This window comes from Haloarcula sp. 1CSR25-25 (genome assembly GCF_032027985.1).
In the GTDB taxonomy this organism is placed as follows: Archaea; Halobacteriota; Halobacteria; order Halobacteriales; family Haloarculaceae; genus Haloarcula.
On sequence record NZ_JAHYBW010000003.1, the window covers coordinates 211,414 to 223,291 of the forward strand.

At 63.1% G+C, this 11,878-nt stretch carries 13 protein-coding genes; 3 read left to right on the plus strand and 10 right to left on the minus strand.

What is annotated here, in order from left to right; genetic code table 11:
* Nucleotide 1: 1 nt before the first annotated feature.
* Nucleotides 2–583 carry a gluconate 2-dehydrogenase subunit 3 family protein gene (locus KZ498_RS10940; protein ID WP_312618834.1) on the plus strand — a complete coding sequence of 194 codons (582 nt, stop codon included), beginning with the start codon at nt 2–4 and terminating at the stop codon, nt 581–583.
* A gap of 25 nt (nt 584–608) precedes the next feature.
* Here KZ498_RS10940 and KZ498_RS10945 read toward each other — a convergent pair whose 3' ends face one another.
* The 5 genes from KZ498_RS10945 to KZ498_RS10965 form a co-directional block, all read right to left on the minus strand.
* Nucleotides 609–1,322 carry a dolichyl-phosphate hexose transferase gene (locus tag KZ498_RS10945; protein ID WP_312618835.1) on the minus strand — a complete coding sequence of 238 codons (714 nt, stop codon included), beginning with the start codon at nt 1,320–1,322 and terminating at the stop codon, nt 609–611.
* 49 nt (nt 1,323–1,371) lie between these two features.
* Complete coding sequence (locus KZ498_RS10950) at nt 1,372–2,148, minus strand: transcriptional regulator FilR1 domain-containing protein (RefSeq protein ID WP_312618836.1); 777 nt, start codon at nt 2,146–2,148, stop codon at nt 1,372–1,374.
* A gap of 345 nt (nt 2,149–2,493) precedes the next feature.
* Complete coding sequence (trmB, locus tag KZ498_RS10955; RefSeq protein ID WP_312618837.1) at nt 2,494–3,546, minus strand: HTH-type sugar sensing transcriptional regulator TrmB; 1,053 nt, start codon at nt 3,544–3,546, stop codon at nt 2,494–2,496.
* A gap of 187 nt (nt 3,547–3,733) precedes the next feature.
* Entirely contained in the window at nt 3,734–5,116 is a 1,383-nt protein-coding gene (locus KZ498_RS10960) for an ABC transporter substrate-binding protein (protein WP_312618839.1), read from the minus strand.
* Between the two features lie 275 nt (nt 5,117–5,391).
* Nucleotides 5,392–6,456, minus strand: a complete 1,065-nt coding sequence (locus KZ498_RS10965; RefSeq protein WP_312618840.1) for a glucose 1-dehydrogenase — start codon at nt 6,454–6,456, stop codon at nt 5,392–5,394.
* 189 nt (nt 6,457–6,645) lie between these two features.
* On the opposite strand from KZ498_RS10965, the gene KZ498_RS10970 reads away from it, so the two are divergent.
* Both KZ498_RS10970 and KZ498_RS10975 read left to right on the plus strand, forming a co-directional pair.
* The gene (locus KZ498_RS10970; RefSeq protein WP_312618841.1) at nt 6,646–6,924 is read left to right on the plus strand and encodes a DUF6516 family protein; all 279 of its coding nucleotides are present in this window, start codon (nt 6,646–6,648) and stop codon (nt 6,922–6,924) included.
* 38 nt (nt 6,925–6,962) lie between these two features.
* The gene (locus KZ498_RS10975) at nt 6,963–7,361 is read left to right on the plus strand and encodes a hypothetical protein (RefSeq protein ID WP_312618842.1); all 399 of its coding nucleotides are present in this window, start codon (nt 6,963–6,965) and stop codon (nt 7,359–7,361) included.
* Nucleotides 7,362–7,364: 3 nt separating this feature from the next.
* Here the strand turns inward: KZ498_RS10975 and KZ498_RS10980 are convergent, their stop codons facing one another.
* Genes KZ498_RS10980 through KZ498_RS11000 form a run of 5 tightly spaced genes read right to left on the minus strand, consistent with a single transcriptional unit; the run spans nt 7,365 to nt 11,853 of the window.
* Nucleotides 7,365–8,432, minus strand: coding sequence for a Gfo/Idh/MocA family oxidoreductase (locus tag KZ498_RS10980; RefSeq protein WP_312618844.1), 1,068 nt, complete (start codon nt 8,430–8,432; stop codon nt 7,365–7,367).
* A gap of 25 nt (nt 8,433–8,457) precedes the next feature.
* Nucleotides 8,458–8,661 (minus strand): hypothetical protein, encoded by a 204-nt coding sequence (locus KZ498_RS10985; protein ID WP_312618845.1) that lies wholly within the window; start codon nt 8,659–8,661, stop codon nt 8,458–8,460.
* A gap of 1 nt (nt 8,662) precedes the next feature.
* Nucleotides 8,663–9,865 carry an ABC transporter ATP-binding protein gene (locus KZ498_RS10990; protein WP_312618846.1) on the minus strand — a complete coding sequence of 401 codons (1,203 nt, stop codon included), beginning with the start codon at nt 9,863–9,865 and terminating at the stop codon, nt 8,663–8,665.
* Between the two features lie 4 nt (nt 9,866–9,869).
* Entirely contained in the window at nt 9,870–10,871 is a 1,002-nt protein-coding gene (locus KZ498_RS10995) for a carbohydrate ABC transporter permease (RefSeq protein WP_312618847.1), read from the minus strand.
* 1 nt (nt 10,872) lies between these two features.
* Nucleotides 10,873–11,853 (minus strand): sugar ABC transporter permease, encoded by a 981-nt coding sequence (locus KZ498_RS11000; RefSeq protein WP_312618848.1) that lies wholly within the window; start codon nt 11,851–11,853, stop codon nt 10,873–10,875.
* Between the last annotated feature and the right edge of the window lie 25 nt (nt 11,854–11,878).

Consider the following 11,878-nt stretch of genomic DNA (forward strand, 5'->3'; position numbering starts at 1 on the left):
GATGACTGACCACGAACTCACCAGACGCGACGCACTGAAAGCACTCGGCGCAGCTGGGGTCACCGTCGCCGGCGGCGCGGCGGCGCTCACCTGGGACCGGTCCGGGGACGAACCGGTCGAGAGTAGCGAGGACGGCACCGACGCCACCGAACCGGCGTTCGGCGAGCACGAGCGCGAGACGTACCTGGCCGTCGCCGACATCGTCTATCCGAGCGAGGTGGCCGGTGTCGGGGAGTTCGTCGACAGCTACCTCGCCGGGCGCACCGAGGCCGACCCCGAGCGAGCGGCGGAGATGGCGGCTGCCGTTGCGGACCTGGACGCGTACACCCGAGAGTGGGAAGACACCGACTTCGCGGCGCTAGACGGTGCGACACGGGAAGAAACGCTTCGGGGAATGGGCGTCCACGCCAGCGACCCGGACCCACACGGCGACCCACGGCACCGCGTGCGCTACTACCTCGTGAACGACCTCCTGTTTGCGCTGTACAGTTCACCGACTGGCGGCGAACTCGTCGGCATCGAGAACCCGCAGGGTCACCCCGGCGGAACGAGTAGCTATCAGCAGCCGCCAAACGGACGATAGGGCCGCTCGCTTCGGATCTCGGGCGCTACCGGAACCGCTCTTCGAGGGCGACCCGGACGATGGATTTGGCGATGGCCGCCCCGCCCGAGAACGGGTCGAGTTTCGTCTCGCCTTTCCGCTCGTCGTACTCGATGGGGCGCTCGCGGACGTCGTAGCCACGCATCACCGGTCGCATGAGCAGTTCGGCCGAGAGCCCGGTGTTCTCGGTCCAGACGATCTTCTGGAGCACCTCGCGGCGGTAGGCGCGCATCCCCGTGGTCGTGTCGTGGACGCGCTTGCCCATGAGCACGCTCGCGAGCAGGGCGAACAGCTCGTTGCCCAGTTTGTTCATGGCCGACATCTGGTCGGCCCCGTAGTACAGTCGGTCACCGCTGACGACGTCGGCCCCGTCGTTTATCTCCGCGAGGAAATCGGGCAGGCGCTCCATCGGATACGTGTCGTCACAGTCCGTCGTGACGACGACCGGGCGGTCCGGCGTCAGCACGGCCTCGCGGACCGCCACACCGTACCCCTGTGGCTCCTGCTCGATAACCGTCGCGCCGTGCTCGCGGGCGATCTCCGGCGTCCGGTCGCTGGACCCGTCGACGCAGACGACTTCGGCGCGCCCGTCGGTCACTGCATCGATATCGTCGAGGACGGTCCCGATCGCTGCTTCCTCGTTGTACGTCCCCATGACGACCGCGAGGTCGTCGAACGTGTAATCGTCCGATTCGTCGACGCGTGGACCCTGAATTGCCATTGCTCATCGGTCAGTACCGACGGTTCTTGAATGTTTAGGTTTGCCAAAATTAGATGTCAGCGAGATAGGTTTTCAGCGGGGTCGCGTCGGCCCAGAGCCGCGTAAACAGGTCCCGCGCCCACGAGATAGCGCCGTCCGTCTCGGACACGATTTTCGCCGACGGCCAGGACCCGTCTAGTTCCGGCAGCGTCAGTATCATCCAGTCGTCGGCGACGGCGAGCGCGTACGGGATCGGGGTGACGCGGACGGCAGTTTCCTCGTACTGGGCCGTGTCGACCGAAACGGAACCCGAGTCGAGCAGTTCGTCGATGACGGCACAGCTCACTATCAGCCTCGACTCGGCGTTGTCGGGCATCGCCGCCTCGTACTCTGGGTGATAGACCGGCGAGACGACATCGCAGTTCGGAACGCTCTCGACGCGGGTGACGACTTCACGGACAGGCCGGTTGATGTCGGTCTGGGTGCCCCGGACGACCGTGTACTCGTCAAGTTCCCGGAGGCGACATCGCAACGGCTGTGGGAGCACTGACGTATCGTGGCGCTCCCAGTACTGGGTGTCGATGGCGAAGAGGTCCTCAAGGCTTCGCTGGCGGTGAATCGTGTCCGCGACGAGACGGCCGGTGCCGGTGAGTCCCCAGCCGTCGTCCGTCGAGGTGAGCAGGCCACGGCCTTCGAGATTCGAGAGCGCATCGTAGATAGCCGACTCGCTCGCGTCGACCGCCGACAGCAGTTCGTCTGTGGGCTTGGTTCCGGGACACAGCGAGCCGATGATGTCCGTCCGGACGGATGACGTCCGAACGTACTGAATAACAGATTTCACGCCCATACTGTCCCTATGACCTGTGGGTCATCTCTCGCGCACATATCAGTTTCCATTTGTAATGGAATACTCTTCGTAATCTGTATTACTCTTCCACAGATTGGATATTATTGCAGACAATGTGTTCATCTTTTTTATCTCTCACACCGGATACACCATTGCTGTCCACCTACGACCACGTCCCCGCTGAACGCGACGGAGCACGTCGGTCCTGTGGAGTTGCCACGTTCGGGCCCGGCGATATCGTGCCTCTGACATAATTCGCCAGCCCGTAGGGTCATGCAATCACCGTGGGTTGCCCGCCCACGGTGCTCATTGTCTCCGCTGTCTACTCATCCAGATGTGCCCGTATCAGTTCTCCGGCGGTCCGTCCGTCCCGATGCGGATTTCGTACGCCTCTATGTCCTCGAACGCAGCGACTTGCCCGCCGACCTCGACCGGCCCCTCGGCCGTCTCGACGACCAGCGTCGCGACCTCGCGGTTCGAACTGAACGACGCCTGGTCCACTTTGCCCTCGACGACCCGGTGGTCGCCCGTTTCCACGTCCCGCCCCTCGATAGTCGCGTAGAACTCCCCGTCTAAGGTCACCAAATCGGAGATACACCGCCGGATCGTCCCATACCGGCGCGGAAACGGCAGTCCATCCCCGTCGCTGGCAATCGTTTCGGCCGTCGTCCACAGCACCGTGTTGAGGAACCCGGACACCAGAAACCCGAGTTCCGAGCGGTTGAAGATGACCCCGTACCGGTCCGTGTCGCCGCGGATGCTCTCGCGGGTCGCGTACATCGAGTAGTTCCCGTCGGCGACAGCGACGACCGGCGTCGTGATACCGCGACGGGCCTTCACCGTAGTCGCGATGGATTCGTAGTCGAACCGCGCCGGGTCGGGGGCGTCCACGCCCGGCGAGATGAGAATCTCGATAGCGATTCCGGACTTCTTCCGGGTTGCGAGCCTGTCCTCGAACCGCTCTAACAGGGCCGGGGTCAGCGACAGGGTCAGCTCGTACTCGGCCGTCTCGATGATGTCCTCCAGGTACCGGAGTATCGTCGGCCGGGATTTGACGAGCGAGACGGCTTCGGGCTCCCGTGCGGGTGCTGTGTAGCGCGAAGACAGCTCGTCGACGAGGTCATCAAGCGAGTCCTGAATCCCCTCGAACGCCTCCCGCGGGTCGATAGCCAGGACCTTCATCGGACGGGACTCCTTGAGTTCGACGAGCCCGACGTCGCTGAGGCTCCGAACCGTATCGTACACCCGGGGCTGTGGAATGTCCGTGTTCTCCGATATCTCCGACGCTGTCAGCTCACCGTGTTGCAGCACGGCTAGATAGGCTGAAATCTCGTACTCGCCGAGATTGAACCGCGCAATCACCTGCTCGAGCGATGCTTCCAAGTCGTCACTAGACATATGGGGCCGTTTGCGAGTCGAGTACTAAGAACTTCGGCACTGTACTGGGGCGATAGTTTCAGGACATTTGACAGGCTACTCATGAGGTTATATCACAAGAAGCTTCGCTCCGTTACAACAGGTGTGACCCAGCGAGCGCTCCGCTCGTTGGTGTCATCACGGCGAAAAAACTTCGGGGGTCGTCGCGTTACTGGTAGGCGCTTGACATCTGGGAGACGACGTCCGATGGTTCCGCACCGGAGTTCAGCGACGAGATTGCAGATTCGAGCGAGGACTTGACCGCCGGCGGCGCAGCGAGTCCGTGTGCGACGGACGGCGGCTGGGCCGAACTGTCCTGGAAGTCCGAGATCTGGTCCTTCGAGAAGTCGTTGAACGGGTCGGTGCTCACGTCGGTGCGTGGCGGAATCGACCCCTTCATCGGATTGAATATCTCCTGTGCCTCGGCCGTGCCGACGAACTGACACCACAGCGTGGTCGCTTCCGGCGACGGGTTGTTGACCGGATACGGGAACGAGTCCATGTTGAGCGCGTAGTAGCCGTCGGTTCCCGGGAACGTGACGTGGTCCCACTCCTCGCCGTAGGTGAGGTCGTTCGTGATGTACGTTCCGGCCGCCCAGTCGCCCTGGTGGAGGAACGCCGCCTCGCCGTTGATGACCTGGTTGTTGGCCTCTGTCCAGGAAATCGACCCGGCGTCGCTCGGGATGTAGTCGAGATAGGACTGCGTGGTCTCGACGGCCGACTCCAGTGCGTCGCTGTTGGCGTCGATCTCGCCGTCCTGGAAGATAGCGCTGTACGTCTCGGCGTCCGTCTCGCCGAGGAGGACAGTCGCGAACATCTGGAAACTGGACCACGGCGCACCGGTCTGGTGTGCCATACCGGTGTAGCCGGCCTCCTCGATGGTCTCCATTGCGCCGATGAGGTCAGAGGGCGTCTCGAGGGACGTCGGGTCGACACCGGCGTCCTCGACGACCTCGACGTTGTAGAAGAGGTTGTTGATCCGGTGGATGTTGAGCGGGACCGTCACGTAGTTCCCGGCGGGCTGGGCCGCGTCCTTGACGCCCTGGAGGTAGGCGTCCTCCATGCTGTTCTCGGACCACACGGAGTCGCCGATGTCCTCCAGCAGGTCGGCATCGGTGTAGGGGGTCAGATTCTTTCCGGGCCAGGCCTGCCACGTGCTCGGGTGGTTGCCGTTCTGTACCCGGGTGCGGATGTTCGCCTGCAGGTTCTCCCCGGCTCCGCCGGCGATGAGGTTCTCGTCGAACGGGACGTCCGGGTTCTGCTCCTTGAACGCGTCCATGACGGCCTGAATCGCTTCCAGTCCGTCCCCCTCACCCCACCAGTGGGCGACTTCCAGTGTGTTGTACTGTGTGCCGCTGTCTGTACTGCCGTCACTGCCGTCGCCGCTGCCGCCGTCGCTCCCGTCGCCGCTGCCGCCGTCACCGCCGTCGCCGCTACCGCCGTCACCGCCGTCACTCCCACCGCAGCCAGCGAGCGAGGCAGCACCTGCTGCACCAGCAATCCGAAGAGCGTTACGTCGCGTCAACCGTCTATCTGAATTGTCCTCAGTCATGGTTGCACCAATACCTCATAATTCCTTATTGAAGATTCGCACTTAATACTTCTGTATAGCGAAAATCAGCATTTGACATTCGGGCCGAACCGGTAATATCGCCTCTATGTCGAAAATTATGGCTTTTCAGTGCCTGAATAAATTAATACCATCTGAGTAAATACCTTGCCAATTCATATCTGTTTTCTTATAAACGGGTGGTGAACCACCGTCTAGCCCGGGTCCAGTCGGGGTGAATTGACGACGGAACGCTCGGGCGCGGTCCGCCCCGGGCCCTACAGCGAATCGAATTCGACGACCGCTTTTATCTGGTCGTCCCCATCCTCGAAGGCTGCCCCGACGTGTTCCGGGTCGGTGACCGTCGTAACCAGGTCGTCGAGCAACCACTCCGGGAGGTCCTGCAAGGTCTCGACGGCGTCCTCGAAATGAGAGACGTGTGAGTTGACCGTCCCGATGAGACACTTGTTGTGCAGGACGATTTCGTTGTGCAGCGAGCCACCATCGACTTCGAACTCCCAGGGCTCCGGGATGCCCAGCAACACGCCGACTCCGTTGTGGTCGAGCGCCTTCACCGTCTGGAACGCGTGCGGGGCGAACCCGGTCGCCTCGCAGATGTAGTCCATCGCCTCGTACTGCGCCGGGAGTTCGTCCACGGGCGTCTCTCGGGAGTCGACGTACGTGCTGCCGATCTCGTCGATGATGTCGACCGTCGGGTCGGGCCGGTCCCGGCGACCGACACAGTAGGTCCGGTCGTACTCCCTGGCAAGCAGCCACAGCGTCAGTAGTCCGAGCGAGCCGTTGCCCAGCACGCAGGCGGATTCCGGTCGCCAGTCGAACGGTTCCCGCGTCGCGTACGCGTGCTCGTTGGCCTTCTCGGTAATCGAGAGGGGTTCGACGAGGAAGCCGTACTCCGCGACCGATTCGGGGACGGGAACGAGGAAGTCCGCCGGCGAGGTGAAGTACTCGGCCATGAAGCCGTGGTCGCCGACGATGCCACGTTCCGTGTACTCGCCGTCCGGTGCCATGTCGGGCTCGCCCCGCCGGAAGTACCGGTTCGTCTCGCCGTTCGGTTTCCGCCGGACGGTCGGCGCGACGACCTGCCCCGCCTCGAGCCCCGTGCCATTGGGCTCTTCGACGACGCCGACCGCCTCGTGTCCGAGAACCATGTGGTCTGCCCCGTCGGGGAACCCGCCGTGGGACCCGTTCAGGACTTCGTGGTCTGTGCCGTCAACACCAACGCGGAGCGTCCGGACGAGCGCCTCGCCGGGGTCAGGCGACGGCCGCTCCCGCTCCATGAGCTGTGGGCCGTCGTCGCCCCGCGTAACACCAATCACTTTCATGCGCAGGCAGAGAGTGAGAACACTGGGGATTAAGTCTTTCCTCAGGGATCTGGCCCGCAGAGCGTACGCCTCCTGTGGACAGTCGATATAATACCCAACTACTAAAACCGCTTTTCGCATCACCTCTCATCTTTGATGGGGTTATCCCCATAGATATTATTATCATGGGGTTTGTACCAGTACGTGTGGATGGCACCCTACGATACCGTCGAAGAGTACACAGAGAAATCGGATGGGTACGTCGAGCACGTCCGCATCCGCAAGACGGACGACGACAAGTACCCGTGTGGGTACGACTATACCCTTCACTACGGGACGACAGACGGCGAAACGCTGCTGCGATACGATAACGCACACGAGCGCTCGAAAGGGCACGAGTGTCATACCGGCGACGGCGTGACCGAGATCGAGTTTCCGGGCATGATGGAACTGTACCAGCGATTCCGCGGGGAAATTGAGGACCTGTAAGCGACCCGGTCTAGGGTGCCATCCTGAGAGTGATACACATGACAGACACCACAACCCTCACCGTCCGCGTGGGCGATGGGACGACGACAAGAGAACAGACGCGAGAACGCATCCGTGCTATGGAGCGCGGTGAGGCCCTCGAGGACCGCCATGTCCTGGTGCTAGATGACGAGGCCGACATGCAGCGATTGCTCAGTCCGGCGAATCTGGCCCTGCTGCGGACCATTCGGAAGCACGAACCGGAGAGCATGCGTGAGACTGCTGACCTGGTCGACCGAGATTTCAAAGAGGTACACCGGAATCTGACCGAACTGGAGACGCTGAACGTCATCGAATTCGAGCAGTCGGGGCGGTCAAAGCGACCTGTCGTCCGTTTCGATGAGATAGACATTGAGGTGTCTCTCGACGACGGAGACACAGATGCCGCGACTGCATGACCGTTACTCGCCGACGCTGACGGCTGCGCCAGTCTCGCTAGAGCGGTAGATCGCGTCCATGACGCGCTGGACCCGGAGCGCCTGCTCGACGGTGTTCGTCGACGGCGGCGTCCCCTCCCGGACCGCCGAGACGAACCGCGCCTGCTCATTTCGTTGCGGGTCCGACCGCCCCGTCTCGATGTCGGTCGTCCGGTGGTGCATCCGGCCGGTGTCGGCCGTCTCGAACAGCGTCAGGGACTGGTCCGCGAGGTCGAGTCTCGCGCCCGCTCCGGTCCCGCGGACGTAGTACTCCTGGCTGTCCGGCCGGTTCGTCGCCCACGCGACTTCCAGGGAGATCGTCGTGCCGTCCCCACAGCGGACGAAGGCGCTCGTCGAGTCGTCGACGCTGAACTCGTCTGCACCGTGGTCCTCACCCCACATCTCGACGTAGGCGTACTCCTCGTCGACGCCGAACTGGGACCGCGTGTCGCCCGAGACCTCCCGCACGTTCGGGTGGTCGGCGATGTGCAACGCCAGATCGATAGCGTGGGCGCCGATGTCGATGAGCGACCCGCCGCCCGCCACGTCGCTGCGCGTGAACCACGACCCCCGGCCGGGGACGCCGCGACGCCTGATGTAGTTCGCCTCGATGTGTGACACCTCGCCCATATCCCCAGCGTCGCGGTAGCCCACCAGCGTCTGGACCGGCTCGGCAAAGCGGTTGTGGAAGCCGACCATGCAGAACCCGTCGGCCGCTTTGGCGGCCGCCGCGATGCGCTCGGCGCTTTCGAGCGTGTGGGCCAGTGGCTTCTCGACGAGGACGTCGAGGCCCGCTTCGAGGGCCGCCACGACGTACTGCTCGTGGTACCTGTTCGGGGTCGTCACCAGCACGGCATCGACGGACCCGAACATCGCCGACGCCTCCTCGTAGACCGGGGCGTCGTACGCGTCGGCGAACTGCCGGCGCGCGTCCGGGTCGACGTCGACGCCGGCCGCTATCGAAACCGGCTGGTCCAACTGCTGGAGATTAGAACAGTGGATGTGTGCGATGTTGCCGAGGCCGACGATGCCGATTCGGACCGTCTCAGTCATTGGTAACAGCTGTCACCGAGCCGAGTTAATACAACTGCTTTTCGCGTTCCTCTCGTTCCTCTTCCTGTTCCTGTTTCGCCTTCTCGCGCCGTCGGCCGCGCCGATACTGGATGATGCCGGGGACGATCTTGTTTTTCAGGTCCAGAACGAACGACACGATGCCGTACGCCCAGAAGAAAAACAGGACGAGCATCCCGCTCCAGTACAGCGTCGCGAGGTGACCACTCATCTCAGTCGTCGGATTCCACGCCGCTGCCGCTCCCGGTAGCGGCCTCCTCTGCGTCGTACGGGATGAGGTCGTGGACGATGGCCTCGCCGGTCGCCGAGTCGAACAGGTGGACGTTCCGCCGGTCGATGACGACCCCGACCTCTTCGTCCTCTTCGAGGTCCGAGTCCGGGTCGATGCTCATCAGCAGTTGGTCGTTCGTCGCCAGCTCCTGGTCCATCGACGTCTCCCCGTCACCCAGCAGCAGGTACGCGAAGATCTCATCGCCCATGGGTTCGAGGATGTCCGCCGTGGCCTGTATAATCCCCGACGGGTCGGGGACTTCCTCCCGGAGGTCGCTGGGGTAGATGTCTTCGGGGCGGATGCCAAGCGTCACGTCGTCGCCCACCCCGACACCATCGACGGAGGCGGGGTTGAACTCGAGCGAGAAGTTCGGCGTCTCCAGCGCGTTCTCCGAAACCGTCCCCTCGACGAAGTTCATCGACGGCGAGCCGATGAAGCCGGCCACGAACAGGTTGTCCGGCTCGTTGTAGCAGGTCAGCGGCGGGTCGATCTGCTGGAGTTGGCCCGAGTCGAGGACGGCGATGCGGTCCGACAGGGTCATCGCCTCCTCCTGGTCGTGGGTGACGTAGATGATGGTCGTGTCCAGCTCCTTGTGCAGGCGCTGGAGCTCGGTCCGCATGTGGACCTTGAGCTTCGCGTCCAGGTTCGCCAGCGGCTCGTCCATCAGGAACACGTCGGGCTCGCGCACGATTGCGCGGGCAATGGCGACGCGCTGGCGCTGGCCACCGGACATCTCTTCGGGCATCCGGCCGAGCATCCCCTCTAGCTGGACGATGTCGGCGGCGCGCTCGACCCGGCGGTCGATTTCCTCCTGTGGGTAGTCCCGAAGTCGGAGGCCGAAGGAGATGTTGTCGTACACGTCCATGTGAGGGAACAGCGCGATGTTCTGGAACACCATCGCGATGCCGCGGTCCTTCGGCGGGAGGTTCGTCACCTCCCGGTCGCCGATGTAGATCTCGCCCTCCGTGGGGATGGTGAGCCCGGCGATGGTCTCCATCGTCGTCGACTTCCCACAGCCCGAGGGCCCGACGAAGCAGATGAACTCGCCGTGGGCGATGTCCAGGTTCATGTCGTCGACCGCGGTGACTACGTCACCCTGGTCGTCGTATCGTTTCGTCACGTGTTCGAGTTGTACTCGTGCCATTGTGTTACTCCTTGAGTGCGCCTGAGGTCAGTCCGCTGACGATTCGTTCCTGTGCGACGACAACGAGGATGACGACGGGGAGGACCCCGACGATGCTCGCGGCCGCCATGAGGTTGTACTGTGTCGTGTACTGCGTCTGGTAGCTGAGAATCCCGCCGACGATGGGCGACCACTTCGTCGCCTCCGGCGAGGTCGCCATGATCGAGCTGAAGAAGTACTCGTTGTAGACGGCGATGAACGTCAGCACGGCCGCGGTCGCCACGCCCGGCGCGGACAGCGGCATGATGACTCTGAACAGCGCGCCCAGTCGCGTCGTCCCCTCGACCCGTGCGGCGTCCTCAAGGCCGTCCGGAATCTGGCCGTAGAACGTCGTCAGGATGAAGATGGACAGCGGCATGAACAGCGCGCTGAACGGCAGCACCATCGACCCTGGCGTGTTCAACATTCGCGGTGGGGTAAACAGCGGTATGGACGTGAACGGCACCGTAATCGGGGCGTTGCCGGCGAACGCCTGGAACAGCGGGATGACGAACGCGGCCGGCGGGAAGTAGCTGATCGCCAGAATCGCCAGCATCAGCAGTGCGCGGCCGGGGAAGCGGAGCCGTCCGAACACGTAGCCGGCGAGGCTCGCCACGAACAGGACGATGACCGTCGTCGTGACCGCCAGCGCGAAGCTGTTCAGCATGTACAGGTGGAACGGCACCTGTTCGAAGACAGTGACGAACGCGCCCGGATTGAACCCTTTCGGCACCGGCAGCGGGAACGTCCCGCTGACGCCGAAGAGGTTCACCGACGGGAGGAAGCTCCCGGCGAGCAGGTTCCCTTCCGGGGTCACCGCCAGCACGATGAGCCAGTAGAACGGGAACAGCGTCGTCACCAGGAAAAACACCATCGCCGCGTAGAACAGGGCCCGGTACACCTTGTCCGGGTTCTGGATGGCACTCTGTGTCCAGCGCTGTAGCGGTCCGTCGCTCGACTGCTCTTGGTTTTCGGTTGTCGTAGCCATGTCAGATCGCGTCCTCCCCTTGCCAGAGGATGAGTCCCATCACGACGATGCCGATAATCGCGGCCGTCACGAACGCGATGGCCGCTGACGTCCCCTCGCGGGTGGTGAACGTCGCGACGACCATACACGACAGCGACGGCACGACGGTACAGCTAGACACCGTGTCGATGATGCCGTACACCCGCATCGCCTGCACTGACCGGAACAGCACTGCGACGCCGATAGTCGGCAGGATGAGCGGGAACGTGATGAGCTTGAACTGCTGCCACTTCGTCGCGCCGGCGACCTTCGCCACGTCGTACAGGCCCCTGTCGATGCTCTGGAGCCCCGCCAGGATGAGCAGCGCCATGAACGCCGACGTCTTCCAGATGTCGGCGACGATGATGATGAACGTCGCGCTCGCCGTGTCGTTGAGCGTGTTCGTCGGCGCTAACAGTCCGAGGTCGGCAAGCGGTGGCGTCAGGAACCCGATGTTCGAGTTGAACATCAGGAAGAAGATCATCCCCTGGATGACGATGGGGACGGCCCACGGGATGATGATAGCCGCACGGATCCACCGGCGGCCATAGAAGTCCTGGTCGAGGATGAGCGCCTGGCCGAGGCCGATGAGCGTCTCGAACAGCACGCTCACGACGGCGAAGATTATCGTGACGATCAGCGCACTGTTAAGCAGCGCGCTGACACCGAATCCCTCGGGGAGGAACGTCGTCCCGCCCGGCAGGAACCGGTTTTTCTCGCCAGTGAACAGCCCGACGTAGTTCCCGGCTCCGACGAAGTTCGTGCTCGAGAAGTCCGCCGACAGTGCGAACAGCGACAGCTCGAACGTCCGCAACAGCGGGTACAGTGCCACGACGCCCAGGAGGACAAACACGGGAACCAGCAGTAGATACGCGTACTGCGTATCACTGAGGTTCTCCATCCACCGCATCACGCTGACAAGTGCCCCCGAGCGTCTTGACTCACGGCCGGTTTCTGTGCTCATTCAGTTACCTCCGTCCGTTGTTACA